25 protein-coding genes are annotated in these 25,322 nt (G+C 66.2%); 6 read left to right on the top strand and 19 right to left on the bottom strand.

Going from position 1 to position 25,322, the window contains the following annotated elements:
- Window positions 1-5: 5 nt before the first annotated feature.
- The 7 genes from LDO22_RS19365 to LDO22_RS19335 form a co-directional block, all read right to left on the bottom strand.
- On the bottom strand, window positions 6-845 hold the full coding sequence (locus tag LDO22_RS19365) for an aldo/keto reductase (RefSeq protein ID WP_224025334.1): 840 nt from the start codon (window positions 843-845) through the stop codon (window positions 6-8).
- On the bottom strand, window positions 842-1,711 hold the full coding sequence (locus LDO22_RS19360) for a TIM barrel protein (protein WP_224025333.1): 870 nt from the start codon (window positions 1,709-1,711) through the stop codon (window positions 842-844). The genes LDO22_RS19365 and LDO22_RS19360 overlap by 4 nt, the downstream gene beginning before the upstream one ends.
- Entirely contained in the window at window positions 1,708-3,792 is a 2,085-nt protein-coding gene (locus LDO22_RS19355) for an FAD-dependent oxidoreductase (RefSeq protein WP_224025332.1), read from the bottom strand. Before LDO22_RS19355 ends, LDO22_RS19360 begins: the two co-directional genes overlap by 4 nt.
- Before the next feature lie 9 nt (window positions 3,793-3,801).
- Window positions 3,802-4,926, bottom strand: a complete 1,125-nt coding sequence (locus LDO22_RS19350; protein WP_224025331.1) for a Gfo/Idh/MocA family oxidoreductase — start codon at window positions 4,924-4,926, stop codon at window positions 3,802-3,804.
- On the bottom strand, window positions 4,923-5,864 hold the full coding sequence (locus LDO22_RS19345) for a shikimate dehydrogenase (RefSeq protein ID WP_224027286.1): 942 nt from the start codon (window positions 5,862-5,864) through the stop codon (window positions 4,923-4,925). The genes LDO22_RS19350 and LDO22_RS19345 overlap by 4 nt, the downstream gene beginning before the upstream one ends.
- Entirely contained in the window at window positions 5,864-7,225 is a 1,362-nt protein-coding gene (locus LDO22_RS19340) for an MFS transporter (protein WP_224025330.1), read from the bottom strand. The genes LDO22_RS19345 and LDO22_RS19340 overlap by 1 nt, the downstream gene beginning before the upstream one ends.
- A gap of 157 nt (window positions 7,226-7,382) precedes the next feature.
- Window positions 7,383-8,285: a LysR substrate-binding domain-containing protein gene (locus tag LDO22_RS19335; protein WP_224025329.1), complete on the bottom strand. Its 903-nt coding sequence runs from the start codon at window positions 8,283-8,285 to the stop codon at window positions 7,383-7,385.
- A gap of 144 nt (window positions 8,286-8,429) precedes the next feature.
- Between LDO22_RS19335 and LDO22_RS19330 the strand changes: the two genes are divergently transcribed.
- The 5 genes from LDO22_RS19330 (at window position 8,430) to LDO22_RS19310 (ending at window position 13,341) form a co-directional block, all read left to right on the top strand.
- A complete protein-coding gene (locus LDO22_RS19330; protein WP_224025328.1) occupies window positions 8,430-9,326 on the top strand; it encodes a LysR family transcriptional regulator in 897 nt (298 codons plus the stop codon).
- Between the two features lie 177 nt (window positions 9,327-9,503).
- The gene (locus LDO22_RS19325) at window positions 9,504-9,794 is read left to right on the top strand and encodes a YciI family protein (RefSeq protein WP_224025327.1); all 291 of its coding nucleotides are present in this window, start codon (window positions 9,504-9,506) and stop codon (window positions 9,792-9,794) included.
- A gap of 6 nt (window positions 9,795-9,800) precedes the next feature.
- Window positions 9,801-10,883: an alcohol dehydrogenase catalytic domain-containing protein gene (locus LDO22_RS19320; RefSeq protein ID WP_224025326.1), complete on the top strand. Its 1,083-nt coding sequence runs from the start codon at window positions 9,801-9,803 to the stop codon at window positions 10,881-10,883.
- A complete protein-coding gene (locus LDO22_RS19315; RefSeq protein WP_224025325.1) occupies window positions 10,880-12,580 on the top strand; it encodes an FAD-dependent oxidoreductase in 1,701 nt (566 codons plus the stop codon). Before LDO22_RS19320 ends, LDO22_RS19315 begins: the two co-directional genes overlap by 4 nt.
- On the top strand, window positions 12,577-13,341 hold the full coding sequence (locus tag LDO22_RS19310; protein WP_224025324.1) for an SDR family NAD(P)-dependent oxidoreductase: 765 nt from the start codon (window positions 12,577-12,579) through the stop codon (window positions 13,339-13,341). Before LDO22_RS19315 ends, LDO22_RS19310 begins: the two co-directional genes overlap by 4 nt.
- A 34-nt stretch (window positions 13,342-13,375) precedes the next feature.
- Here LDO22_RS19310 and LDO22_RS19305 read toward each other — a convergent pair whose 3' ends face one another.
- The 12 genes from LDO22_RS19305 to LDO22_RS19250 form a co-directional block, all read right to left on the bottom strand.
- Window positions 13,376-13,666 (bottom strand): hypothetical protein, encoded by a 291-nt coding sequence (locus tag LDO22_RS19305; RefSeq protein WP_224025323.1) that lies wholly within the window; start codon window positions 13,664-13,666, stop codon window positions 13,376-13,378.
- A gap of 157 nt (window positions 13,667-13,823) precedes the next feature.
- Window positions 13,824-14,321: an SRPBCC family protein gene (locus tag LDO22_RS19300; RefSeq protein ID WP_224025322.1), complete on the bottom strand. Its 498-nt coding sequence runs from the start codon at window positions 14,319-14,321 to the stop codon at window positions 13,824-13,826.
- A 20-nt stretch (window positions 14,322-14,341) separates the two neighbouring features.
- On the bottom strand, window positions 14,342-15,079 hold the full coding sequence (locus LDO22_RS19295) for a hypothetical protein (protein WP_224025321.1): 738 nt from the start codon (window positions 15,077-15,079) through the stop codon (window positions 14,342-14,344).
- Window positions 15,080-15,183: 104 nt separating this feature from the next.
- Window positions 15,184-16,038 carry a class I SAM-dependent methyltransferase gene (locus tag LDO22_RS19290; protein WP_224025320.1) on the bottom strand — a complete coding sequence of 285 codons (855 nt, stop codon included), beginning with the start codon at window positions 16,036-16,038 and terminating at the stop codon, window positions 15,184-15,186.
- A gap of 95 nt (window positions 16,039-16,133) precedes the next feature.
- Complete coding sequence (locus LDO22_RS19285) at window positions 16,134-16,409, bottom strand: antibiotic biosynthesis monooxygenase (protein WP_224027285.1); 276 nt, start codon at window positions 16,407-16,409, stop codon at window positions 16,134-16,136.
- Between the two features lie 110 nt (window positions 16,410-16,519).
- Window positions 16,520-17,692, bottom strand: a complete 1,173-nt coding sequence (locus tag LDO22_RS19280) for a Gfo/Idh/MocA family oxidoreductase (protein WP_224025319.1) — start codon at window positions 17,690-17,692, stop codon at window positions 16,520-16,522.
- Window positions 17,693-17,757: 65 nt separating this feature from the next.
- Entirely contained in the window at window positions 17,758-18,579 is an 822-nt protein-coding gene (locus LDO22_RS19275; protein ID WP_224025318.1) for a sugar phosphate isomerase/epimerase, read from the bottom strand.
- On the bottom strand, window positions 18,576-19,730 hold the full coding sequence (locus LDO22_RS19270) for a Gfo/Idh/MocA family oxidoreductase (RefSeq protein WP_224025317.1): 1,155 nt from the start codon (window positions 19,728-19,730) through the stop codon (window positions 18,576-18,578). The genes LDO22_RS19275 and LDO22_RS19270 overlap by 4 nt, the downstream gene beginning before the upstream one ends.
- Window positions 19,731-19,735: 5 nt before the next feature.
- Entirely contained in the window at window positions 19,736-20,722 is a 987-nt protein-coding gene (locus tag LDO22_RS19265; RefSeq protein WP_224025316.1) for an ABC transporter permease, read from the bottom strand.
- A 2-nt stretch (window positions 20,723-20,724) separates the two neighbouring features.
- Window positions 20,725-22,233, bottom strand: a complete 1,509-nt coding sequence (locus LDO22_RS19260; protein ID WP_224025315.1) for a sugar ABC transporter ATP-binding protein — start codon at window positions 22,231-22,233, stop codon at window positions 20,725-20,727.
- 54 nt (window positions 22,234-22,287) lie between these two features.
- The gene (locus tag LDO22_RS19255) at window positions 22,288-23,448 is read right to left on the bottom strand and encodes a substrate-binding domain-containing protein (protein WP_224025314.1); all 1,161 of its coding nucleotides are present in this window, start codon (window positions 23,446-23,448) and stop codon (window positions 22,288-22,290) included.
- A gap of 54 nt (window positions 23,449-23,502) precedes the next feature.
- A complete protein-coding gene (locus LDO22_RS19250; protein ID WP_224025313.1) occupies window positions 23,503-23,985 on the bottom strand; it encodes a hypothetical protein in 483 nt (160 codons plus the stop codon).
- A 220-nt stretch (window positions 23,986-24,205) separates the two neighbouring features.
- Between LDO22_RS19250 and LDO22_RS19245 the strand changes: the two genes are divergently transcribed.
- A complete protein-coding gene (locus tag LDO22_RS19245) occupies window positions 24,206-25,273 on the top strand; it encodes a LacI family DNA-binding transcriptional regulator (RefSeq protein WP_224025312.1) in 1,068 nt (355 codons plus the stop codon).
- Window positions 25,274-25,322 lie beyond the last annotated feature (49 nt).

Raw genomic sequence — 25,322 nt, 5'->3', positions numbered from 1 at the left:
CTTTCTTAGTGGAAGTAGGTGTCGGAGTCGAGGCGCGGCGGCGCACCGGTTTCGAGCGCGTCAATGGCGGCGAGCTGCGGTGGCGTCAGGGTGAAATTGAATACGTCCAGGTTTTCGCGCTGGCGTTCCCGGTGTGCCGACTTGGGGATGGCGACGCGGCCGTGCTGGACATGCCATCGCAGGACGATCTGTGCCGGTGTTTTCCCAAGTTCCCGAGCCGGGCCGCTGATGGCCGGGTGGCTGAGGAAGCTGCCGTTGCGGCCCAGCGGGCTGTAGGCAGCGGTCAGGATCCCGTGCCCGGCGTGCCAGCCCAGCTGTGCCGGTTGGCCGTGTTCGGGGTCAACCTGTATCTGGTTCAGGGGGACCCGCAGCCCCGCGGCCTGCACACGCTGCAGGTGGGCGGGCTTGAAGTTGGAGACACCCCATGCGCGGATGCACCCGTCATCCATCAGCTGCTGGAGTCCCTCGCAGGCTTCCACGAACCGTCCCTGGGCGGGGTTGGGCCAGTGGACCAGGAACAGGTCGAGGTAGTCCGTGCCGAGCCGCCGGGTTGCTTCCGCGAAGGCTTCCTGGACGCCGGTCCGGCTGTGCCACCGGGTGTTGAACTTGGTGGTGAGGAAGAGCCGGCCCCGGTCAATTCCGCTGCGGCGGATTCCTTCACCCACGGCTTCCTCGTTGCCGTAGTTTTCGGCGGTGTCGATGTGGCGGTAGCCGCTGGCGATGGCCTGCGAAACGGCTGCGGACGCATCCTCACCCATCAGCGGCCAGGTCCCCAGGCCGATGAGCGGGATCTGCACGCCCGGCACCAGCTCGGTGGAGGTTCCGCCTGCGGTGGTGGTGCTCATTGGACACCCGCCTTCGTGGGCGTCCCTGATTCGCGCAGCGCGTCGGCCTTCGCCAGCACCGTGTCCACGCCGGACTTAAGCCGCCGCGCCCACTCCAGCTCACCCAGTTCGGCGACGCGCCGGTCCGACGGCGCCTCCGCACTGACCGGAAGGCCGGCCGGAAGTGCCGCCACCACCCCGGCAAGGTCAAACCCGCCCTCGCCGGGGACCTCCCGTTCCGACCGGGATTCGGCGATGAGCGCGTCCCGGCTGGCCGGCCGTGCCACCGGGCCGTCACACAGTTGAAGCAACGGCACAAGGGCTGCGTGGGCGCGCAGCGCATCCCACTGGCCGCCGGCGCCGGCACCCACGAAGCGGTTGAAGTGCAGCGTGTCCACCACGATGTTGCAGCCTGCCCGGCCGGCGAGATCGGCTGCCTGGGCAATGGACGCAACCGGCTGGTACGAGATGGCTTCGAGGGTGGGGGTGATGCCAAAATCGCGGCCGTCCTCGGTCATGGCCGACAACGTGGTGAGCAGCCGCCCGGCGTCGGGATCCCCTCCTGCAACAGTGATGGAGCTGGCGCCCAGTGCCTGGCCGGCTTCCATCATCCGCAGCCAGGCGTCCCGCTGGTCGCTGCCGTCCAGCAGCAGGAATTCGATGTCCCGTACGGTGACGCCGGTGTCCTGCATGCGTGCCAGGGTTTCCGTCAGCATCGGCGAGCCCGGCTGCAGGTCATAGGGCCGTTCCGTGGGGGTTACCGGACGGACCCGCACGCCAATGAAGTCGAATCCCGCCTGGGCGGCGATGCCAACGAGGTCCGGCGGGGCGGTGTTGAGCAGGGAGAGTTGGGCCAGCCCGACGGGCCGGGGCGGGGTGTGCGTCATCGGGGTGCTCCGTTCAAGCTGTAGTCCGTGGTGTCCATAGCGTCCGTGGTATCCACCGGGCCGGGGGCCAGGCGGGCGGCGATCCGCTGTGCCGCGTCGTAGCCGCTCTTGACCGCGTTGGAGGCGATCGCCGGCGTCTTGTCCACTACTGTTCCGGCCAGGGTCACGGGCACTCCGGCCATCAGGCTCAGTTCCGCGTCGCGGGCCCCGGCTGCGACGGAGCCGTCAAGCGGAACCACGGAGCGCGAGACCAGGAGCGGTCCCGGCGCGTCCAGCCATTCCCCCTCGGGCGGGCAACCGGGGCCGGACACCCGGACCCGTGTTCCGTCGTATTCCTCGATGACGGTGTCCAGCCGGATCCGGACCCGGGGGTTGGCCTGGAGCCGGGGAACGGCCAGGATCTTGGCCCTGCGGCCGGATTCCGGGGCGATCGCGTCCTGCGGCCCGACCAGCAGGACCGCTGTTCCCCTGGCGGCCAGGGTGTCGGCAACGCTCATGGCGACGGAATCGGCGCCCCAGATTGTCACGGCCTCGGGCATGGCGGCGCCGTCCACCGGTTCGGCGAGCACTTCCGGGTGGCCGGCCAGCCAGTCCCGGATGTCCAGGACGTCCGCGGAGTCTGCGCCAGGGAAGCCGGCGCCGGGCCGGAGACCACCGGTGGCAAGCACGACGGCGTCTGCCGCGGTTTCGCGGACCAGGGCGTCCAGGCGGGTGGTATCCACGTGCGATCCCAGCCTAAGGTCGATGCCCAGCCGGGCGTTTTCTGCGGCCGACCAGTCGGTGAAGCGGTGGAAGTCGGGGGTCGACTTCATCCGCTCCGCGAAGGCGAACTGGCCGCCCGGCCGCCCGCCGTCGTCGAGCACTGTCACTTTCGCCCCTGCTTCGGCGAGTTCCCGGGCGGCGGTGAGGCCGGCGGGGCCGGCGCCCACGACCGCCACGCGGGCGCCCTCGCGGACGGCCGGCGTCGGGACCGGGACTCGGGAGCGGCCCACCGCGGGGTTGACGGTGCAGGTCACCTGGCCGAGGCCGAGGTTGTCGATGCAGACGTTGCAGGCGATGCAGGGGCGGTAGCGGTCGCCGCGGAGGACACCGCCCACAAAGGCCGGGTCGGCGTGGATGGCACGGGCGAGGCTGACGAAATCGCAGGTCCCCGCGGCGAGGACTTCTTCGATGATGGCGGGCGAGTTGAGCCGGCCGGCCATCCCCAAGGGGATGCCGAACTGGCGGTAGGCCTGGGCGTAGCCGGCGAGGATGCCGGGCTTCCACTCCCCCGACTGGACGATCCACTCACCCGCTTCGTAGCTGCCGGCCGAGATGTCCAGGAAGTCCAGCTTGTCCAGGTGGGCCTTGGCGATGATGGCCACCTGCCCTTCGGCGGAAATACCGTTGGCGGGGCCTTCCAGCACGGAGACCCGCATGCCCACGATGGTGTCCGGAACTGCGGCCCGGACCGCGTCGATGACCCTGTTCATGAAGTACTCGGGCGCGCCGAACCGGTCCGTGCGGTGGTTGGAGATGGGCGACATGAACTGGTGGATCAGGTAGCCGTGGGCGCCGTGGAGGTTGATGACGTCGAAGCCGGCCAGCACCGCCCGGCGGGCGGCCTGCGCGTAGGCTTCGACGAGCCCTTCGCATTCGTCGCTGGTGAGCTCGCGCGGAACTTCGCCGCCTGCCACCTCGCACGGTACGGGCGACGGCGCCACATTCTTGAACCCGGACACGGCGGCCTGGGCGGTGCGGCCGCCATGGTTGAGTTCGACGGCGGCCAGCGCGCCTTCCTGGTGCAGCGCGTCCGTGAGTTTCCGCAGGCCCGGGATCATGGCGTCAGTGTGCAGGCCCAGCTGGTGGGTGCGGCCCTTGCCGTCGGCACGGACGTAGGTGGCTTCCGTGGTGACCATGCCCAGGCCGGCTTTGGCCCGGGTCACGAGGTAGTCGATGTACTGCCCGGTGATGCGCCCGTCGGTGGTGCCGTAGTTGCGTTCCATCGGAGCGGAGGAAAGCCGGTTGCGGAGGGGCTTGGGGGTGCGGCCGTTGCGCCCCAGTGTCAGGGGGCGGGCGGCGTAGCGCGTGTTCTGTTCCATTGTTCTTCCTTAGCCCCCAACCTGTGCGAGGGATTGTGCGCTTTCGGCCAGCGGGGTGAAGCGGACCGGGCTGCCTGTCCGGGATGATTCGTAGACGGCCAGCAGGATCCGCAGCGCCTGGGTGGCATCGCGGCCGGTGATGGCCGGTTCGCCGCCTTCGCGCAGGGCCCGGACAAAGTCGCGGACCTGGGTGGTGTGGTGCGGGATGAGCTGGCCGTTGATGGTGGCCAGGTCGACGTTGGGTTCAGCGTCCCCGGGGTGGGCCTGCTCGGTGCTGACCTTCCCGGATACCGCCCACAGGTCCACGCGGCCGTCGCTGCCTTCCGGGAATTCGGTCAGGGACGCGGAGGCACCCGTCTCCCCCGTGATGCGGACCTGCACGCCCAGGCTGGGGGACACCGCCGTCGACGCTTCCAGCGTGGCCATGGCGCCGGAGGTGAAGGTGATGACGGCCGCCGCCGAATCCTCCACCTCGATGTGCTCGCCGTGTTTGTAGGTGTTGATCCTGCCGTACACCTCGGCAACATCGCCCATGAACCACTGCAGCAGGTCGATGTAGTGGATGGCCTGGGTCATCAGGACCCCGCCGCCGTCGTTCGCCCAGGTCCCGCGCCAGGCGTCCCGGGAGTAGTATTCCGGGTCGCGGTGCAGCATCACCGAGCATTGGCCCAGGATGGGCCGGCCCAGGGTCCCGTCGTCGATTGCGGCGCGGATGCGCTGGGCTGCCGGCCAGAACCGCCGCTGGAAGAGGACGCCCAGCTTTACTCCCGCCGCGTCGCAGGCCTGCACCATGCGTTCAGCGGATTCCAGTTCGACGGCGATCGGCTTCTCGCAGAGCACGTGCACTCCCGCTGCGGCCGCCTGCAGCACCACCTGTTCATGGGTGGGGTGCGGCGTGCAGACGGAGACGATATCCAGATCCAGTGCCAGGAGTGCGTCCACGGTGCCGGCGGCGTGGGGAATCCCCCACTTCCGTGCCGTGGCCTCCGCACGGTGGGGGTCGATGTCGCAGACGCCAACGACCTCGACGCCGTCGAGGGAACGGAAGGCGGCCAGGTGGTTGTGGCAGATCGCTCCGCATCCTGCGATTCCAACGCGCAGCGGGCGGGAAGTGGCGGGTGAGGGGGTGGTCATCGGCGAATGCCATCTTTCTGGTCGGAGTGGGTGGCGGATGCTGCCTGGTGGAAGGCGGCCAGCATGTGGTCCGGGTCCGCGGGGATGCCGGTGAAGAGTTCGAATGCAGCGGCGGCCTGCCCCACCACCATCCGTCCGCCGTCCAGGACCGCGCAGCCCTTCTCCCGGGCGGCTGTGACCAGCGCGGTCTCGAGCGGACGGTAGATGACGTCCGCCACCCACAGCCCCGGGTGCAGCAGGTGGGGATCCACCGGGATTCCGGGATGGCCGGTCATGCCGATGGGCGTGGTGTTGACCAGGCCGTCCGCGGCCCGGATGGTTCCGGCGATGGCATCGGTGCGGGCAGCCACCACCTCGCTGTTAGGAAAGTGGGGGGCCAGCCGGGCGGCGAGGCTTTCGGCCCGGGCGGGTTCGATGTCCGCGATCACCAGGTGGCCGGCACCGGCGTTGAGGAGGGCGTAGGCCACGGCCGCCCCGGCTCCCCCGGCGCCGACCTGCACGACGGAGTTGATGGGCGCCGAGGGGAGGCCGGCGCGAAAGCCGCCGATGAAGCCGGTGTGGTCGGTGTTGTGGCCCATTGCCCTGCCGCCGTGAAAGGTGATGGTGTTCACGGCGCCGAGGATGCGGGCATCGGGCGAGAACTCGTCCAGGCCGTCCTGCACCAGCTGCTTGCTCGGGTGGGTGACGTTGAGCCCGTCGTATCCGAGCTCCGCTGCGCTCCTGACCAGCTCCGCGGACCGTCCGGCCTGCCCGCCCAGGGCGTCCAGGTCGATGATGCGGTAGGTGTAGGCCAGGCCCAGCCTGTCCGCTTCCGCTTCATGCAGGCCGGGGGTGAGTGAGCCGGCGATGCCGGCGCCGAGCAGCCCCACGACGAACCGGTGGCGGACATCGCGTTTACGCGGCTGGAGCGGCTGCGGCCCCGCCAGGGTTTGCAGCATCACGCCTGGACCTTGTCTGCTGCCAGGGCCGACGGCGCGTGGTGCCGGGAGCCGGCCGCCTTCAGTCCCAGCAGCGGCGTGGGAGTCCTGGCCGTCTCGGGTGCCGTGAGCGCCGCGATCGCGGAGACGGCGCAGGCTGCTGCGGCGAAGATGGCGACCGGAACCCAGTTGGCCTTGTCGCCGCCGATCAGCAGTTCGGAAATCACCGGGGCGAACCCCGCCAGGAGAAGGCCGAACATCAGGCTCACGGCCATTCCGGAGTAGCGGACCTTCACAGGGAACTGCTCCGGGAAGTAGGCGGGGTAGATGGCGTTCGTTGCGGTGTAGGCAAGGCCGATCAGCACGATGCCGGTGAGGAAGATCAGGGGTACGTTCGCGGCCGTCAGCGCCGCGAAGAACACGAAGATCATGGCCATCTGCAGCACCAGTCCGGACAGGAAGACGGGCTTGCGGCCGACCCGGTCGGACAGGATGCCTGCCAGCGGGCCCATGCCGACGGCGGCGAGGTTGGCCACGGCGATCACGGTCAGCATCAGCCCCTTTTCCACGCCGACGACGGAGGTTGCGTAGCTGAGGGCGAAGACGTTGATGATGGTGTTGATGATGGTGAACAGCGACATTGCGGTGACGCGGAGGACAGTCACCCAGTGGTGCCGGAAGAGCGTGACCAGCGGTACTTTGACCACTTCATCGTGGGCTTTGACTTCCTTGAACACCGCGGGCTCTTCGAGGAGCCTGCGGAGCACGAAGGCGATGACGGTGACCACGGCGCTGGCCAGGAACGGGATGCGCCAGCCCCAGGCCAGGAGCTGGTCCTCGGGCATGGAGGCCACGGGGATGAAGACAAGGGTGGAGAGCACGATGCCGAACATGATCCCGCTCATGGTCCAGCTGGTGTAGAAGGCCCGTTTCCTGTCGGGGGCGTGCTCGAGGGTCAGGGAGCTCGAGCCCGGCGATTCGCCGCCGGCGGAGAGCCCCTGGAGGAGCCGCAGCGCCACGATGAGGACCGGCGCCGTCATGCCGATCTGGTTGTAGGTGGGCAGGCAGCCGATCAGGAAGGTGGAGGTTCCCATCAGCAGGAGCGTGAGCAGGAGGACCTTCTTGCGGCCGAACTTGTCGCCGAGGTGTCCGCAGATGACGGCGCCCAACGGGCGGGCAACGTACGCTACACCGACCGTGGCGAAGGACAGCAGCACGGCGGACGGGCCGGGCGCGAAGAAGAGCTTTCCGAAGATCAGGGCTGCGGCCGAGCCGAAAATGAAGAAGTCGTAGTATTCGAGCGCGCTGCCCACGAATCCGGAGACGGCTGCGATCTTGGCGTTGTTCTTTGGGTGTGCTGGCACCGATGTCGACACTGACATGGTCTTCCCTTCATGGACTGGAACGGTCGTGCAGGCAGTGCTTGCGCTGCAACCGGGTGGCCGCATAAGGCGGCTTCTCACTCCAGTGTGGGTGCCATCACTTAGTTAGTCCACGACTAAATTGATCTAGCACTATGCTGCGATCGAACTATATTCGTTAGCTGGCGACAGGCGGGAAGATATCCTCGACGACGTCGAGCACGGCCTTCAGCACGGCCGAATCGTTGTCGGCGGACCAGGCAATCGCGTGGTTCATGTAGTGATGCGGCGCGTCCAGCGGCACATAGGTTGCGCCGGAAGGGATGATGCTCGAGATTCCGCTGCTCATCAACGTGACTCCGACCCCGGCGGCCACGAACGTCAGCACCATGTAGGGGTCCGACAACTCCTGGACGATGCGCGGCCGGAACCCCGCCGCCATGCAGGACGCCAGCAGCACTTCCGTCATGGAGGACGAACCGTCCGTAGGCGGCGAAATGAAGTCGTCGCCCGCCAGGCTCTGCAACGGTATTGACTTCTCCCGGGCCAACGGATGGTCCAGCGGAAGCACTGCCCCAATTTCTTCCCGGGCAACGAGCCGGGCCACTACTGACGGATCCGGGGATTCGGCAACGCCGACGAAGGCCAGGTCAAGGGTTCCGTTGGCAACGCTTGCCAGGCCGTCCCTGGTGCGCACCCTGCTGGTGAGGTCCAGTTCAATGTCGGGGTGGCGCCGCCGCACTGCGCGCGTGAGCGGCGGCAGGGTCAAATGGTTCACGGCCCCTGAAAATCCGATCAGGATCTTTCCGCGGACACCCTCCACTTCTGCCAAGGCAGCCTCGCGCGCCAGGCGCATGTCCTGGAGCACGCGGTAGGCCCGCGGAAGGAGGGCGTGGCCGGCCGGCGTGAGCGCGACGCTCCTGGTGTTCCGTTCGAAAAGGCGTGTGCCCAGGTCGTTCTCGAGCTTCCGGATCGTCTGGCTCAACGGCGACTGTGAGGTATGCAGGCGGAGCGCTGCGCGGCCAAAGTGGAGTTCTTCGGCAACGGCGACGAAGGCTTCAAGCCACCGGATTTCGGTCATTCACGCGCCCCTTGCTGGCAGCCCGCGTGCAGCGGGCCGCCCGGATCCATGGGAATGCATCAAGTGCACTGGGATTATAGTAACGGGGCAACTAGGTTGAATCAGCGCTCAATCGGGCCAGGACTTCGGCCCACCGGGAGGCACATGGAACTGCGGCAGATTGAGGCATTCCTGGCGGTCGCCGAAGAGCTTCACTTCGGACGGGCGGCCAGCCGCCTGCGCATGGCACAGTCACCGCTGAGCCAGACCATCAAGAAGCTGGAAAAGAGCCTGGGTGCGGAGCTGTTCGAGCGCAATACCCGGGCCGTTTCGCTGACCACGGCGGGACTGTCGTTCCTGCCCCACGCCCGGAAGATCCTCGAGGAGCTGGACCTCGCCCGGCGGGCCGCCACCGCTGACACGGGGACGGTTTACGGCCGCCTGGCCATCGGGTTCTCCGGCGCGCTCAACCACACCACGTTGCCGCCGCTGACCCGCGCCCTCCGGCAGCGCTACCCCGGACTGGACCTGACCCTCAGCGGCGGGCTGTTGACGCAGGACGCCCTGGGCCATCTGCACAATGGCTCGATGGACCTGGCCTTCATCGGCCTGCCGGTGGACGCGCCGGCCCTTGCCACCAGGCGCATCGCGGTGGAACCGCTGGGAGCCACGGTCCCGGTGGACCACCCGCTGGCCGGGCGGTCCACCATCGCGTTGCACGAACTGGCCGCGGACGGCTTCGTCACCATGCCCGAGGCCCAGGGGTCCACCCTGCGTGAGGCCATCTTTTCCGCGTGCACCGCTGCAGGGTTCCGCACGCGCGTGGCGCAGGAAGTGTCGGATCCCTACACCGCGCTGTCCCTGGTGGCCGGCGGCGTGGGGGTAAGCCTCATGCCCCAGTCGGTCGCCGGGATCATGCCCGGCGGCACGGTGTTCATTCCGCTCTCGGGCAATGCGCCGCGGCTGGAATCCGGCATTGCCTGGAATCCAGTCCTCGTCTCCCCTGCCCTTAAGCTGGCGCTGCAGGTGGCGGAGGAAGTCCTCCCCACGCCCTCAGCCTAAAGCCCGGCCCGGGGCCCAGGAACTCTTCTCGCACAGGGCCCCCGACTATGCAGTTCCTGCACATAGTCATTGACTGAATAAGTATTGGACTTGTCTCAATCGGGTCAGCACCATGGAATCACCCGGACCGGCCCGACAAGCCGGCACACCTCCCGACTCAATGAAGAGGAACTTTCCATGGCCACTTTTGCCGTCACCTACTCCTACGCGAACGGGACTGCCGCTGCCCGCGACACGCACCGTCCCAGCCACGTGGAGTTCCTCCAGTCGCAGTTCGACGGTGGCCGGCTCCTCAAGAGCGGCCCGTTCGGCCCGGAGGAGGCACCTGGCGCGCTGTTGGTCATTGAAGGTGAGTCCAAGGCCGATGTTGAGGCCCTGATGGACCAGGACCCCTTCTTCCGGAACAACCTGGTCGAAGAACGCAGCATCCGGCAGTGGAACATCTTCTTCGGCGCGGACGGGAAGTAGGGAAGGATGCTGACCGCACGCACCATCGCCAAGGAAACCATCAGCTACGAGGAAGTGGCCGAGCCCTCCCTGGAAGCAGGCCATGCCTTGGTCCGAGTCCACCATGTCGCCCTCTGCGGGACGGACCTGCACATCTGGGAGGACGACTACCCCACCGAGCTGCCCATCGTGCAGGGCCACGAATTCTCCGGCGTCGTGGAGGCCATCGGGGACAACAGCGCCAACATCAGCGTCGGCGACCCGGTGGCCGTCAGCCCCGTGACGTACTGCGGGCAATGCCAGCCGTGCAAGCTGGGCCGGCCCAACGTCTGCCGCAGCATCGGCTGCATCGGCTGCTACTCCGACGGCGCCCTGGTGGAACTGCTCAGCGTCCCCGTGGAAAAGCTGTGCCCTGTGCCCGACGGGCTGCCGCTGGAGATCGCCGCGATGGGGGAACCGGCGTCGATCGCCATGCAGGCCGTGAACCGCGGCCGGGCAACGGCCGGGGAAACTGCACTGGTGCTGGGCAGCGGACCTATCGGACTCCTTGCCACCCTGTACCTGGCCGACCTGGGAGTGCAGGTCGTTGCCGCCGACACGGAACCGGACCGCTTGGAGCTCGCCACTGCCTTCGGCGCCGCCGACACCCTCCTGGTGGATCCCTCCAAATCCTTTCCCGACGCCGGGCAAAGCGAGCGGCTGGATGCCCTGACGGACGGCAACGGCCCCATCCTGGTCATCGAGGCCACGGGCGTGCCGTCCTCGCTCGAAAACGCCATTCGGGTCGTGGCCAGCGCCGGCCGCATTGTCCAGGTGGGCATCTCGCCGCGCGCTGTCACGCTTTCCATGAAAGACATCCCCTTCAAAGAGCTCGACATTCTGGGCAGCCGCAACAGCCTGAACCTGATTCCCGACGGTTTGGCACTGCTGGCCCGGCACCGCGGCCAGGCGCGGGCGCTCATGACGCACCGCTTTGGCTTCAGGGAGCTGCCGGAGGCCTATGCGCTGATGGGCAACCGGACCGAAAAGGTGGGCAAGATCGTCATCGACATGCCCGCTGCGCAGTCTGCCGGAGCGGCCGCCGCTGCGCGGGAAGCGGTCACGGCATGAACTCCGTGACCACTCCCGTGGAGGATCTGGCCGGCTCCTACGACGTAGTGGTGGCGGGCAGCGGTGCCGCGGGCCTGGTCGCAGCGGTACGCGCCGCCGACGCCGGCCTCTCCGTCCTGGTGGTCGAAAAGGCCCCGCAACTGGGCGGCACCACGGCAGCCGGCGGCGGCGTGATGTGGGCACCGAACAACCATCTGGCCCGGAAGGCGGGGTTCGCTGACAGCCATTCCGGCGCCGTCGCCTACCTCACCGAGGCGGGCCGGGGCGTGCTGAAGGATCAGGACATTGAATGGTACGTCAGCACGGCCCCGCGCGCCGTCGAATATCTGGTCAGCAACACCAGGGTGTCCATGACGCCGATCGCCCGGCCGGATTACCACATGGAGTGGGCGGGGGCCACCGATGGTGGCAGGGGCCTGGACAATGATGCGTTCGATCCCGCGGACTATCCCGGCATGGCGGAGTTGATCCGCCCGTCCTCGTACTTTCCGCTGCTGACCATGACCGAACGGGATGAACTGAACGGCCGGGCGGCCGACCCCGCGCTCCTGGTGCGCCGGGCCGCCGCCGGCGTGCGGACCATGGGCGGGGCCCTGGTGGGCAGGCTCCTCGCGAGCGCACTGGACCGCGGCGTGCACATCGCCGCGTCGGCGCCGCTCCAGGACCTGCTCCCGCTGGGCAACGGGCCCGACGGCGGCCCCGGCAACGGCTGGAGGGTGACCATCGGCGAGGGCGGAGGCAGCAGGACGATGGAAGCGGCCGCCGTCGTCCTTGCCTCCGGCGGATTCGAATGGAACCCGCGCCTGCGGAAGGCATTCCTGCCTTTCCCCATCACCCCCATCAGCGCGCCCTCCAACGAGGGGGACGGGCTGGAACTGGGCCTCAAGGCCGGCGCCGCCGTGGCGGACATGACCACGGTGTGGGGCGTGCCGGTCATCAGCACCCCGGCGCACTTGTACGACGGCGTCCAGTCCGGACGGATGGGCAACGTGGAAATGACGCTGCCCGGGTCCATCACGGTCAACGCCGCAGGGAAGCGCTTCGTCAACGAGGCCCTGAACTACCATGACGTCTCCCGGCTGTTCGCGTCCATCGACCCGCACTCCCTGGGCCAGCAGAACAACCCGGCCTGGCTTGTCTTCGACTCCACCTACATGGCGAAGTACCCGGTGGCCGGCTCCACGCCCGGGAAGCCCGCGGACTGGATGGTGCGGGCGGACACGCTCCGTGAACTGGCTCGAAAGACCGGCATCGATCCGGCCGGGCTGAAGCGGACTGTGGCCAGGTTCAACACGGACGCAGCGGCCGGTGTCGATACTGAGTTCCACCGCGGCTCCACCCCGCAGGACCGCTTCCTGGGCGACGCCGGAGTGGCACCCAACCCCTGCCTGGCGCCGCTCACGGCGGGACCGTTCTTTGCGGTGCCGGTGTCGGCCGGGACCCTGGGCACCTCAGGCGGCCTGGACACCGACCTCGACGGGCGGGTTCTGGACCGCCACCGCCAGCCGATCCCTCGGCTCTACGCCGCCGGCAACGTCTCCGCCAGCGTCTTCCGCAACAACTACCCCGGCGGCGGCGCGACCCTCGGCTCGGCGATCACCCGGGCCTTCGCCGTCGGCGAGCACCTGGCTCAGGCCCTTGCACCGCTTGCGGCGGCTGCCGCGTCCGGTCCCGCCATGACGCAGGAGCTCCGATGACCCGCGCTAGTGAAACGGCCCAGCCCTCGCCCGTTTGGCCCGGCCGCTTCCAGGGCCAGGTGGTCCTGGTGACCGGGGCGGCCGGAGGCCTGGGGTCCGCAGCAAGCGACCGCCTCCGGGCCGAGGGGGCGACGGTGGTCAACACCGATGCACTCGGCACGGGCAACGGCGAGGCTCCTGGAATGTCCCTGCGCCTGGATGTCACGCAACGCCAGGACTGGGATGCGGTAGTGGCCGGCGTGCTGGGGCAGCACGGCCGCATCGACGGGGCGCTCTTCGCCCACGGAGTGCAGGGACCTGAAACCGCGGTGCAGGACATGCCGTTTGCGGGTTGGTCGCGGACGTTCGCCATCAACCTCGACGGGTGCTTCCACGGCCTTGCCGCGCTGCTTCCCGTCATGCGGGCCGCCGGCTACGGCCGCATCGCCGTGCTGGCTTCCATCGCCGCGCGTGAAGGCAACGCCAACATGGCTGCCTACTCGGCGTCCAAGGCGGCCGTGGTGGCGCTGGTGAAGACGGCCGCCAAGGAAGCCGCGCCGGACGGAGTCACGGTGAATTCGGTGGCGCCGTCGATGTTCCGGACACGCCTCCTGGAGGACCTTTCGCCGGAGCGCAACGCCGAGCTACTCGCCAGGGTGCCGATGGGCAGGGTGGGCGAACCGGCCGAATTCGCGTCGCTCGCTGCCTGGCTGCTGTCCCCGGAGGCGAGCTACACCACCGGGCAGGTGCTGGACCTCAGCGGCGGGCGGAACACGGCGTAGCCTTCGGAGGGGAACAAAGGCGAACGACGGCGGCTCAATCCTTAAGGCTGCTGGCCATCACTTCGAATTCCTCCACGGCGACGATCTGGGTCCTGTCGGCCTGGCTGCTCTCCTCACGGATCCTGGTGGCCGCCTGCCGGCTTGCCAGCATCGCGTCCTCGGTATCCCAGAGCGTGATGGAGATGGCGTTGTCCGTCTCCGTCCCGTTCAGGTAGTAGACGCCTTTGCATCCCGGAAGCTCGAGAACGCTGTTGACCACGTCGTCGGTGGGGTTATCCGTGCGGGTATCGGGGCCGGTCTTGTAGGTGCTGATTCTGGCGAACATGGTCTTTCTCCCTCAGGGCGTCAATGGGGCGGCGGGTTCCATTCCTCCATCAGTAATGAACCTTCGCCGGGGCACAGACAAGTGCCAAAAGTCAGGCCTGTTTCAGGGCCGCCGAACGGCGCGTCCAATCACCGGGACGGACGACGGCGGGACTCGCCTAGGCGCGCACGTCCCCGTTGGCATCGATGGACTCCGCGATCCGCTTGATCGCGGCGAGCGTCTTCGGGATGCCGTCGAGGGCTTGCTGGGTGCGCTCGGCGATCTGGGCGTCGGCCTCGTCGCCGTATTTCTCCCTGAACATCGCGATCCCCTCGGGCAGGAACTCCCACGACTCGGTCAGCGTCGTCCCGTTATCCGCTGGGGTGAGCGTGAAACCCCAACGTACAAAGCGGCCGCCCACCACCCAGGCGAACTCGCGGCCGCGCTCGGCAGCCACCACCTGCGACCGGGTCTTCCAGGTCCGCCCCGGGATCTCGTTGCGGCCGGTGAACCAGGCGCCGGTCTGGCCGGCGCTGGCCTCGTCGTCCCACCAGCACGATGTACAGACCGGGCTCCACTCGCCGGTGCGGGTGACATCGGAGACCAGGTCGTAGAGCGTCTCGGCTGAGACCTGGACCGTGACGGATTCCTGGTGTTGGCGGGTGTTTGTCTTCATCGATCCATCCTCTACTGTCGTCATTTCTTCTGCCGCCGGCTGCCGCCGTGCCAGTCCTCCTGCCGGCCGACGGCATCGGCATTGACACCGAAGGCAGCAAGCTGCGGCTGCTCGCGCAGGCTCCGCTTGAGTTCAGCAAAACCAGGGAAGCGTGCCAGCCCCACCACGTGGTCCCACAGCTCGGGAGCCGAATCCTCGTCCGGGAGCCGGCTGATCACCGGGCCGAAGAAGGCCACTCCGGCGGGCGGCTCAAAGTGGATGATGGGCGTGCCCACGTCCTTGCCCGTGAGGGCCAGTGCCTCGTCCGTCTCCTGGCGGATCTCGCGGTCCCAGGACTCGTCGTCGAGAGCCTCCGCCAGTACCAGGGGCAAGCCTGCGTCGGCGAGGATAGGCTCCACGAACTCACGTGTCCCGCGCCGCTCACGGATTTCGCCCTCGGTGCGCTGTTCGGCCGGGTCCGGGGCGGTGTCGAAGATGTGTATGCCGAACGCCTCATAGAGCCTGGCTATCGACTCACGGCCATGCTCCGCGCGGGCCCGGGCTGCCACCCGCAGAAGCCTGAGACCGGCGGTGTGGCCGGCCTCGTACTCCGGCGGGAAATGCGCGTCGTAGTCCACATTGGAGTTGATCAGCCGCAGCGAGATGAACCGCCAGTCCACGGTGTAGTCGCGCTGCGCCTGGACCTGCCGCACCCATTTGCTGGTCATCCAGGCGAAAGGGCAGACGGGATCAAAGTAGAAGTTGATGTCGGCATCCATCCGACCACCCTTGCACCTGATAGTGACGTACGTCTAATCAACAAGCCCGGCCCAGGCAGGTTGACGCTCACGCCCCGTGGCCGCAGCGTAGGCGTCACGGCGCTTCACCTGGGCGCCCGGTGCTCCCCTGCCTTGGACAGCGTGAAAATTCCGTAGTGCATCGCCCCGGTGCGGTAGGCCAGGATCAGGCGGGGAATGCTCAGAATGGCACCGCGATTGCGTGCGCCCAGGGCGAGTTGGCGGGCTTCGCGGTCAACGAAGAGGGCCTTCAGGAGCCGGCGAGCGCAAATCATCCACGTGCGGGCGACCCGGCGGCTGACATCCTCATAGCCGGTGACCACAAAGCCCGCCGCCTCCGCCATGGCCTCATATTCTTCGAGCGCGCCCATCGAGGGCAGGCGCCCTTCGCGGCAGATCGGCTCGAGCAGGTGGCGGACCTTCCACCCGCTGGCGTCGGTCCCGGCGAGCCACGCGCAGATGACGAAGCGGCCGCCCGGCGCCAGCACGCGGTGCGCCTCGGCGAAGAACCCGGGCTTGTCCACCATGTGCTCGCTCGACTCGATCGCCCAGGCGGCGTCGGCCGAGGCATCGGCCAGCCCGTTGTCGAGCCAGTCGCGGACCTGGACGTCCACGCCCGGCACGGGATGCGCGGCGGCGTAGCGCGCCTGCTCGGCGGACAGCGTGACGCCCGTGACCCGGACCCCGCGCGTCATGGCCAGGCGCCTTGCGGTGGCGCCATAGCCGCAGCCGATGTCGACGCACGCCTGGCCGGGCAGGAGGCCCAGCCTGTCGCCAACAGTGTCCACCAGCGTCTCAACAGCCTCGGCGGGTGTCTCGCGGCCCGTTGCCCACAGCCCGTGATGGACATGCTCGCCCCACACCCGGCGGTACATGGGATCGAGCTCATCGTAGTGATCCGCCACCGCCACGGCGTTCTGCGAAATATCAGGGACGATCACGCCCTGACCCTACAACGGCGCTCCAGGGCGAAGGAAGGGGAAGGACGACGGCGGGACTCGCCTCCCGCCGTCGTCCTCCCCCACCCTGGCAGGTATCAGCCGAGAGGCGTAATGGGGGTTACGGAGAAGGGTGCGGCCAGCATTGACTGCACCACGTTCACGAATTCCTTTACATGGACTTCTTCGTTGTGGGCCTTGAGGTCCTCGTTGCGGGCCCATCCCTCAATGAGGACGAACGTACCTGGCCTTTGATCGTCAGAGAAGACGGTGTATTCCAAGCATCCGGTGTCTTTTCGGCTTAGGGATTGCAGTCCGATGAGTGCTTCATGAAGCGTTGCTTCGTGCCCAGCCTTTGCGATGAACACGGGCATTAACCAGACTTGCGCTTCTTCTTGCTTGACTGTTGTGTGTGGCATTTTTCGTCCTCGGGTGCTCCTGGGCCTGCGGGAGGGGCGGATTGGTCGCCGCCCCTCCCTGTGGGTCATGCGTTGATTTGCGGAACGTCGACCCAGGATTCTTTTGCAGCCGACTCGACGATTGCGTCGTCGATGAGGGCCACCTGGTAGCCGTCTGCGAAGTTAGGGCTTACGCTGCCGCCTTCTGCGATGGCCTTGAAGAAGTCGTAGGCCTCGATGATCTTTGTTTCGCCGTATCCGATGCCGAGGGCAGGGATAGGCCAGAGTGCGTCTCCGTAGGGGTGCGCGGGCCCGGTGTAAACGGTTCGGAATCCCCGGCGGTCACCGGGGTCCGAAGCGAAGCAGACCTGCAGTTCGTCGCGCCGCTCGTAGTTGAACACAATGCTTCCTTCGGTTCCGTGGATTTCGAAGGTGATGAAGTTGTTCCTTCCGTGGGCGTTGCGTGTTGCTTCCACGGAACCCACGGCACCGTTGGCAAAGCGGATCATGGTCATGACTTCGTCGTCCACGTCAACCTGACCCCGGGGGCCTTCTCCGCCCCGTACCGTGCCGAGCGCGTCAGCACCTCCGGTTTGGAGCGGCCGCTCGGGGATCCAGGTGGACATGAGGGCATTGACGGCGCTGAACTCGCCGACAAGATAGCGGGCCATGTCGATGACGTGCGTCGCGATGTCGCCGAGCGCACCGGAACCTGCGATGGATTTCTGGAAGCGCCAGGACAGCGGCGAGTTGGGGTCGGCGCTCCAGTCCTGCAGGTAGGTGCCACGGAAGTTGAGGATTTGTCCGATTGCCCCTTCCTCGATGTATTTCTTTGCCAGTGCCACGGCAGGGGTCCGCCGGTAGTTGAACGCCACCATGTGGACGAGGTTCTTGTCTTTAACCGCGTCGTACATGGCCTTGGATTCTTCGCCGGTGCGGGCCAGCGGCTTTTCGCAGATGATGTGCTTGCCTGCTTCGGCGGCGGCGATGGCGATTTCGGCGTGGAGATGGTTGGGCGTGGCGATGTCTACAACGTGGATATCTGGATCGTCGATGATGCTGCGCCAGTCCGCGGTGGAGTTCTCGAACCCGAAGCGGCGGGCCGCCTCGGCGGCGAGATCCGGGTTGGCTTCGGCGATGACCTTGCGGACTGGGAGTGCTGGTGCGGGCCAGAAAAACATAGGCATGGCGGCGTAAGCCAGTGAGTGGGCCTTGCCCATGAAGCCGCCTCCGATGAGGCCGACGTTGAGGTTCTGCATATGAATCTTGTTCCTTCCGGAAGGCAGGGCAGTTGCCGTTGGTGGCAGTCCCTGCGGTTGACTAATTAGTTAGAGAGGAGCTTTTCCAGGTACTTCTTGCTGAGGGCTGCGGCTTCGCGGGGGTCACCGTCGTAGTTGTCGAGTTCGACCATGAGCCAGCTGTCATATCCGCTTTCCCGGATCGCGGCGATGATGTCCGGGAAGTCGAGCTCGCCCTGTCCCAGGGGCAGGAAATTGAAGGGGTCCTTCTGGAAGTCCTTCAGGTGGACGTGCTGGATCCTGCCGGCGTACTTCCGGATGACCGCGGCCGGGTCGGCACCGCCGGCCGCGAGGTGGGCGGTGTCCGGGCAAAAACCGATCCGGGTGAGAGGCATGAGCCTGTCCAGTTCCGCCGGGCTTTCGACGATGGTGCTCAGGTGCGGATGGTAGCTTGCCGACAACCCGAAGCCTTCCGCGATGTCCGTGACGCTGTCCAGCGCCTCACCGAGCCGTTGGTAGTCCTGGTCAGTGGTTCCGGCGGCGCGCCGTGCCCCGCCACCCACCACGAGCCGTTCCGCTCCGAAGCTTGCGGCCAGTTCGGCGGCGCGGTGAATGCGGTGCATTTCGTCCGGGAGTATGTCGGCGTAGATGAAGTTCGCGCCGGTGTAGACGCTTGTGAGTTCGACTCCGGCGGTAGCCAGGATTTCCTTGAGTTCTTCGGGCTTGTCTGCATAGTCCGCGAGGTTGCCGTCAAACATTTCAACACCCTGGTAGCCGACGGATGCGATGTCCTGGACTGCTTGCCGCATAGACCCGTGGGTCAGATAGAAGAGGTCCTTCACGCTGGTCACACCTTGCGGGTGGCCGACGACGCCGCCCCAGGTGATGGAACAGTAACCGAGTTTCATTGCTTCTGCCTTTCAACTGTGGAGGAAGACTTGAGTAATTCGAGTGGGGCCTCAGTGCCGGGAACATCAACCCATGACCGTTGTGCAGCGGAGGTGACCACTGCATCGGTAATGAGGGCTGCCCGTAGTCCGTCCCGGAACGTGGGCAGGCCTTCAGGTGTGTGCCCCTGGATAGCTGCGTATACGTCGGCGACGAATGAGTTGAAGCTGTCCTGGTATCCCTGGGGGTGCCCCGGTGGGAGTTTGGCGTACCGCCGGCCGCCCGGGGTTGTCAGCGTTTGCGGGCCGACCGGGACTTCGGAACTTGAGTCAATGCGGCCGACGTGCAGGGTGTCCGGCCGCTCCTGGTTAAAGCTGAATGACGCTTCGGTTCCGTCAAAGGAGAACCAGAGGCGGTTTTTCCTGCCGGGACTGACTTGGCTGACCACCAGGGATCCGGTGGCGCCCTTGTCCGTCTCGAACAGGAGCGTGGCGCCGTCCTCGGTAGCTACGGAGGACAGCTGGCCGCCGGTTTCCCGTTCGTCGTATGCCCGGCTGGTCTTCGCCACAAGCCTGGTGATTCTGTGCCCGGTGGTGAACTCCATCAGGTCGCACCAGTGCACGCCGATGTCACCGAACGCCCTGGAGGCTCCCCCGAGCTTTGAATCGACCCGCCAGTTCGTGGCTTCCGCGCCAACCAGCCAATCCTGCAGGTAGGAACCGTGCAGCATCCAGAGGCGGCCGGCGTCGCCGCGGAGGATACGGTCCCGGGCTTCGCGGACGGCCGGATAGAACCGGTAGACGAAGGGCACTCCGGTAACGACTCCCGCTTGGTCCGCGAGGGCTGTCAATTCCCGGGCATCCTCAACGCTCGTCGCCAGTGGCTTTTCGCAGATGACTGCTTTTCCTGCCGCAATGGCTTTGCGGGCGAGGTCGGCGTGGGTGGCATTCGGGGTGCAGATGTGGATGACATCCACGTCAGCCCGTGCGATCAGTGCTTCAGGGGACTCGGCTGCGGTGCGGGCGCCGAGCGCGGGGGCTGCGGCTTCGGCAGACGCCTTGCTGCTGCCGGCGACTGCGATGACTTCAGCGCCTGCCGCGCGTACCGCATGGGCGTGGACAGAACCCATGAATCCTGTTCCGATAATTCCGGCGCGTAGTTGGAAGGTCACGGGTGCTACTTCTTTCGGGCGAGGGCGACGGCCAGGATGATGATCGCGCCGCGGACCACCTGCTGCTGGCTGCTGTCGAGCCCTGCGAGGATCAGCCCGTTGTTGATCAGGCCGATCAACAGGGCGCCGAAGAGGGTGCCGATGATGGAGCCGAACCCGCCGAAGAGGCTGGTTCCACCCAGGATGACGGCGGCGATGGCGGAGAGTTCGTCTCCCGATCCCCACTGGAACCGTCCGGACTGCAGCCGGCCGGCGTAGAGCATGCCGGCGACGCTTGCCACCATGCCCGAGATGAGGAGCACCTGGAACTTAATGCGCTTGGTATTGATGCCGGTGAACTCAGCGGCGTTGCGGTTGCCACCTGTGGCCAGGACCTGGCGGCCAAACCTGGTGCGGTTCAGCACGACGGCGCCGATGGCCACGAAGATGGCGCTCCAGACCACCAGGCCCGGAACAGGACCGAAGTTGCCGGATCCAAACAGCGTGTTGAACGTGTCGTTCAGGATGGGCTGGGGCGCGGACGCCGTGATCCACTGGGCAACGCCGACGGCGATTCCCAGCATGCCTAGTGTCACCAGGAAGGATGGGATGCCAAGGAGGCTGACCAGGGCACCGTTGACCGATCCGACGACGAGCCCGACGGCGAGGCCGGCGAGGATGCCGGGGACCAGGCCCCACTGGGAGAGCGCCATCGCGGTGCACACGCTGGAGAGGCCGGCCACGGATCCAACGCTGAGGTCAATCTCTGCGCAGGCGATCACGTAGGTCATTCCGACGGCGATGACGGTGATGGTGGCCGTCTGCCGGAAGATGTTCAGCAGGTTGTTGGGCGACAGGAAGCCCTGGTCGCGGAGCAGAACGGCGAAGAAGAGGAAAACAACGACGAAGCCGATGTAGATGACGTAGCGCCGCCAGTCGAGTTCCTTGAGGATGGTGCCGAAATTTCGGGGGGCCGCGGTGTCCCGGGGCGCGATGGTTTTTGCGTTGCTCACTTTCAGACTCCCTGGACTGCAAGTTGGAGATATTCCTCGTCAGCGATCTCGCTGCGGGGGATGTCACGGATGATGGAGCCGTCCTTGAGGACGAGGACGCGGTCACTGACCGCGAGTAGTTCGGGGTACTCAGAGGAGATAACGATGACGGCCTTGCCGGCACTGGCAAGCTCCCGGATCATGTCGAGAATTTCGCTTTTCGTGCCGATGTCGACGCCAGCCGTTGGCTCGTCAAGGATCAGGATGTCCGGATCGGTGCCCAGCCACTTGGCGATAACCACTTTTTGTTGGTTTCCGCCCGAGAGAAGCCGCACCGGGCGGTGGGGATGGGCCACCTTCACTGCGAACCTTTTGATCAGTGATGCGGACAATTCCTTACCCTTTCCGCCGTCCAGAAAGGGTCCACGCTGGATCTGGCCGAGGAGGGGAAGCAGCAGGTTGTCCTGGACGGAGTGCTCCAAGACGAGGCCTTGGGCCCTGCGGTCCTCCGGGATGAGGGCAACTCCCGCGTTGATGGCCTGTTGCGGCGAGCTAAGGTTGACCCTTTTGCCCCGCAGGAGGACTTCACCGCTGTCCAACTTGTCAATGCCAAAGAGAGCACGGGCGAGCTCGGTTCGTCCGCTGCCCATCAGCCCTGCCAGGCCGAGGATTTCGCCAGGCCGGACCGTGAACGAAACATCCCTCACCCGCTGCCCCGCGTTAAGCCCGCGGACTTCCAGAAGCGGCGCCCCCTCGTGGGCCACATGATCACGCGCACGATAGGAAAGCTGGCCCTCGATCTTCTTGCCAACAATGCCTTCCACGATCTGTTCGGGAGTGACGTCCGTCAGTGGCGCGGTGAGGAGGTGGTGGCCGTCGCGGAGGATGGTGATCCGGTCCGCGAGCCTGTACACCTCATCCATGCGGTGGGATATGTAGATGATGGAGATGCCGCGCTGTTTAAGGCGGTCAATCAGTTCGAAGAGCGCTTCGGACTCATGCCGGGCAAGGCTGGCCGTGGGCTCATCCATGATGAGCACCTGGGCATTCTGCGCGAGTGCCTTGGCGATCTCGGTCAACTGCCAGTATGCAGTGCCGAGCCGCGCGACTCCGGCGCGCGGGTCGACGTCGACCTCCATCTCACTGAAGACTTCCCGGGCCCGGCGCACCGAGGCACGGTCGTCGATGAGGCCGCCGGTGCCGAGCGGTTCGGCGGCGAGGAAAATGTTCTGCGCAACGGTCAGGCTCGGTACGAGGCTGAACTCCTGGAAGACCATGCCGATCCCGGCGGCCTTTGCGTCCTGGATCGAGTTGATGGCGGTGGGCTTGCCTCCGATAAGGATCTCGCCGGCGTCCGCTTGGTAGACCCCCTGAAGGATCTTCATGAGCGTGGACTTCCCTGCGCCGTTTCCTCCTGCGAGCGCATGGACTTCACCCTTGCGGACGTCGAAACTGACATCCTTCAATACGGGAACGCCGTTGAAGCTCTTGGAAATCGAGCGCATCTCGACGACATTGTCTGCGGTATTCATCGTTGCCCTTTCGGCGCGGTGCGGGGACGGGACCCCCGCACCGCCGGTTTTTGGCTACTTCTTGTAGGAGTCCTGGATGTCCTTCGGGGCGTCCTCGTGGTAGACCTGCTTCCAGGCATCCAGGACGTTGGAGTGGTCAACCGGGAGCGCACTAAGAGCCACATAGGCGGGCGCCTGCTTGCCGATGAGCGCCCCCGCGGCCAGCCGTGCTTCCGTGACACCCTGGTCGAACGGAACCTGCGCTCCAAGGCCGACGACAAGTTCGTCTTTGGCCAGGGCAATCGCAACATTCTTGCCGAGGTCCTCCGTGGCGATCTTCAGGTCCGGCCGCCCCGCGGCCCTGGCTGCGGCCATGACGCCTTCTGCAGGAACATCCCAGACCGCCCAGATTCCCGACAGGTCGGCGTACTTGCTGAGCATTGCGTTCGCGGCAGCCTGGGCATCACCAGCGAAGTCGGGCCCGGCAATTCCCTTTTCCTCGACGATCTTGATATCCGGGTATTCCTTGGTAATCGTTTCCTTGAATCCCTGGTAGCGCTGCTTGGTCACGAAGAAATCGGCCTGGTGGAAGACGACCCCGGTCTTCCCCTTGCCGCCGAGGGCTTTGGCCATTTGATGGGCGGAGACCACGCCGTTGCCGTAGTTGTCAGCGGAAACAACAGAGACATAGTCCTGGCCGGCCGTCAGTCCCTGGGGGATGTTGTCCATGAAGACGAGCTTGGTGCCGGCGGCTGCGGCTTTCTTGTAGGCGGAGGCCGTAGCCACGGGATCCGTGGGGATGGAGACGATAATGTTCGGGTTCTGCGACATGACCGTCTCGATGTCCGAGACCTGCTTGTCCGGCTTGAAGTTCGCATCAGTGGTGGCAATGACCTTGACACCGAGCTTTTCGAACTCGGATTTAAGTCCGTTGATCTGGGCGGTGGCCCAGTCGTTGCCGCCGTAGTGCATCACGATGGCTGCCTTGGCGTTGAGTGCCTTGACCTTTTGAATCTCGTCAGGAGTGAGGTCTGCCGCGGACGCCGGGGAGGGCGTCTCGCCGTTGGGCCCCTTGCTCAGGACCTGTCCCTTGATCTGGTCAAGGGCCTGCTGGGCCTTGCTGGACACACCGGCGTCGGGCGCATTGGACGTGCCCGTGGTCGAACTGCTGCAGGACGCGACGGAAAAGGACAGGACTGCGGCAAGGGCCACAAAGGGAAGCCTGCGGATCATCATTGTTCTCCAGTGCTTGGGGTGGGTGGGGGGAGGGTGGGGGTGGATGCCTGGGATTCAGGCGAGGGCAATGGCCAGGGCCGGCGGGACCGGGGACAGGACGAGCCCGCCGGAGGCCGAGGCTGTGCGGATGGCAGTGGCCTTGTCTGAAGCTCTCAGCAGCGCCTCTGCATGTACTTTGTCGACGAAGAAGCCCATGGAGCACGGACCGTGGTGGGCTTGAACCCACTTCACTGCCTCGTTGGCCGCCTTCGCCATGTCGCCGTCCGCTTCCGCGGCCGGGCGTTCAATGGTGGACACTGATGCGGGTTTGCCTGAGTTGTCGACGGAGACCACCAGGCTTGCCCAGAGACGATTTTCATCAAAGATTCCGATGACCGCCGAGGAGCCGGCCGGGACAAAGGTGCGGACTGCGAGTGCCAGATCGCCGGCCGGGGTGTCCCTCAGGAACGCTTCGAGATTTGCCCACTGGTTCTGGTCGATGTCCCGGGGCCCGGAGTTCGGTTCGAGCGCGAGTTCGTCCACGATACGGCTGGTCATCCCGCGCCTTTCTTCATCGAAATATCTTCTCCGTAAACGATTACGAGATGACCGTAAACGTTTACGGACATCATCGTAAACGTTTACGGAGATACGTGTCAAGCATCACATTGAGAGCTGGTTTGGGGACGGGGAAATCCCGGCCGACGTAAGATCAAAACGCACGGAACCAAACGGGATCAAGGGGGTTCCGTTCGCGCTGTGCAAGACAGGAGAAAGCGTGGCCGGCATAACTGTTCCGCATAAGGCGACCGAGGAACTGCCCGGTGCCTCACGGCGCCGGAAGCCCACCATCAATGACGTGGCCAGCATCGCAGGCGTCTCCTTTGGCACGGTCTCGCGGGTACTCAATGACGCGCCGGACGTGAGTGCGGCAACGCGGCAGCGGGTTCTCCAGGTGATCAAGGACATCGGGTACCGCAGGAACCGGGCAGCCACGGCGCTGGTCACCAGCCGGTCCACGTCCATCGGCATATTGTCGGACGGCTCCCCGCGGTTCGGCCCGGTTGGGACGCTCATGGCCCTCGAGAACATTGCGCGCAAAAAGGGGTACGCCACTACCGTCATCAGCGTCGAACGGCCTTACGAGGAGTCGGTCCAGACCGCCCTCGACACCCTGGACGATACCGGCGTTGGCGGAATCATCGTCATTGCCCCGGTGGTGGACATGGCAGCAGCCGTATGGAACGCTTCCTGCCGAATTCCCGTGGAGATGATTGCGGCGGGAGCATCATCGACCCCAAACGTCTTCACCTATTCGGAGAACCAGGAACTGGGGGCACGGCTGGCCACCCAGCACCTGATCGACCTGGGCCACACCGACATCGCCCACTTCGCCGGCTCCATGGAGTGGTTCGACGGCCGGGTGCGCAAACGCGGGTGGGAGGCCGCGCTGCGCGACGCCGGGCTGACACCAGGGCTGTGCCTCGAAGGCGACTGGAGCCCCGGATGGGCTTACGAGACTGCACTCCAGCTCGTCAAAGACCAAAAGGTACCCCAGGCGATCTTCGCCGCCAGCGACCACACCGCTCTCGGGCTGATACGCGCCTTCGCCGAACATGGGATCCGGGTGCCGGAGGATGTGAGCGTGGTCGGTTTCGACGACATTGAAGGCTCAGACTACTTCCTGCCTCCCCTGACCACTGTGCGGCAGGACTTCACCGCCTTGGCGCTCATGAGCATGGAAGTGCTTCTTGGTGCGATGGAAGGGCGGGACGTGGACCGCACCCCCATCGCGCCCACCCTTGTGGTCCGCAGCAGCACCCGCCAGGCCAACTCCTCCAAGTAGGAAGGGGACAACGGCGCCACTCGCGTCCCGCAGTCGTGCTTCCACCGGG

The sequence above is a fragment of the Arthrobacter sp. NicSoilC5 genome (assembly GCF_019977395.1).
In the GTDB taxonomy this organism is placed as follows: domain Bacteria; phylum Actinomycetota; class Actinomycetes; order Actinomycetales; family Micrococcaceae; genus Arthrobacter.
The sequence above is the reverse complement of the archived record's forward strand: the minus strand, read 5'-3'. Positions and strand labels throughout refer to the sequence as shown.

What these genes read in the sequence shown, in the direction of transcription:
- LDO22_RS19305 (WP_224025323.1), bottom strand. Translation starts at nt 13,666, where the DNA reads ATGTTCGCCAGAATCAGCACCTACAAGACCGGCCCCGATACCCGCACG.
- LDO22_RS19340 (WP_224025330.1), bottom strand. Translation starts at nt 7,225, where the DNA reads ATGTCAGTGTCGACATCGGTGCCAGCACACCCAAAGAACAACGCCAAG.
- LDO22_RS19330 (WP_224025328.1), top strand. Translation starts at nt 8,430, where the DNA reads ATGGAACTGCGGCAGATTGAGGCATTCCTGGCGGTCGCCGAAGAGCTT.
- LDO22_RS19345 (WP_224027286.1), bottom strand. Translation starts at nt 5,864, where the DNA reads ATGCTGCAAACCCTGGCGGGGCCGCAGCCGCTCCAGCCGCGTAAACGC.
- LDO22_RS19260 (WP_224025315.1), bottom strand. Translation starts at nt 22,233, where the DNA reads ATGAATACCGCAGACAATGTCGTCGAGATGCGCTCGATTTCCAAGAGC.
- LDO22_RS19350 (WP_224025331.1), bottom strand. Translation starts at nt 4,926, where the DNA reads ATGACCACCCCCTCACCCGCCACTTCCCGCCCGCTGCGCGTTGGAATC.
- LDO22_RS19335 (WP_224025329.1), bottom strand. Translation starts at nt 8,285, where the DNA reads ATGACCGAAATCCGGTGGCTTGAAGCCTTCGTCGCCGTTGCCGAAGAA.
- LDO22_RS19285 (WP_224027285.1), bottom strand. Translation starts at nt 16,409, where the DNA reads ATGCCCGTGTTCATCGCAAAGGCTGGGCACGAAGCAACGCTTCATGAA.
- LDO22_RS19320 (WP_224025326.1), top strand. Translation starts at nt 9,801, where the DNA reads ATGCTGACCGCACGCACCATCGCCAAGGAAACCATCAGCTACGAGGAA.
- LDO22_RS19300 (WP_224025322.1), bottom strand. Translation starts at nt 14,321, where the DNA reads ATGAAGACAAACACCCGCCAACACCAGGAATCCGTCACGGTCCAGGTC.
- LDO22_RS19310 (WP_224025324.1), top strand. Translation starts at nt 12,577, where the DNA reads ATGACCCGCGCTAGTGAAACGGCCCAGCCCTCGCCCGTTTGGCCCGGC.
- LDO22_RS19295 (WP_224025321.1), bottom strand. Translation starts at nt 15,079, where the DNA reads ATGGATGCCGACATCAACTTCTACTTTGATCCCGTCTGCCCTTTCGCC.
- LDO22_RS19250 (WP_224025313.1), bottom strand. Translation starts at nt 23,985, where the DNA reads ATGACCAGCCGTATCGTGGACGAACTCGCGCTCGAACCGAACTCCGGG.
- LDO22_RS19325 (WP_224025327.1), top strand. Translation starts at nt 9,504, where the DNA reads ATGGCCACTTTTGCCGTCACCTACTCCTACGCGAACGGGACTGCCGCT.
- LDO22_RS19280 (WP_224025319.1), bottom strand. Translation starts at nt 17,692, where the DNA reads ATGCAGAACCTCAACGTCGGCCTCATCGGAGGCGGCTTCATGGGCAAG.
- LDO22_RS19355 (WP_224025332.1), bottom strand. Translation starts at nt 3,792, where the DNA reads ATGGAACAGAACACGCGCTACGCCGCCCGCCCCCTGACACTGGGGCGC.
- LDO22_RS19275 (WP_224025318.1), bottom strand. Translation starts at nt 18,579, where the DNA reads ATGAAACTCGGTTACTGTTCCATCACCTGGGGCGGCGTCGTCGGCCAC.
- LDO22_RS19360 (WP_224025333.1), bottom strand. Translation starts at nt 1,711, where the DNA reads ATGACGCACACCCCGCCCCGGCCCGTCGGGCTGGCCCAACTCTCCCTG.
- LDO22_RS19315 (WP_224025325.1), top strand. Translation starts at nt 10,880, where the DNA reads ATGAACTCCGTGACCACTCCCGTGGAGGATCTGGCCGGCTCCTACGAC.
- LDO22_RS19255 (WP_224025314.1), bottom strand. Translation starts at nt 23,448, where the DNA reads ATGATGATCCGCAGGCTTCCCTTTGTGGCCCTTGCCGCAGTCCTGTCC.
- LDO22_RS19365 (WP_224025334.1), bottom strand. Translation starts at nt 845, where the DNA reads ATGAGCACCACCACCGCAGGCGGAACCTCCACCGAGCTGGTGCCGGGC.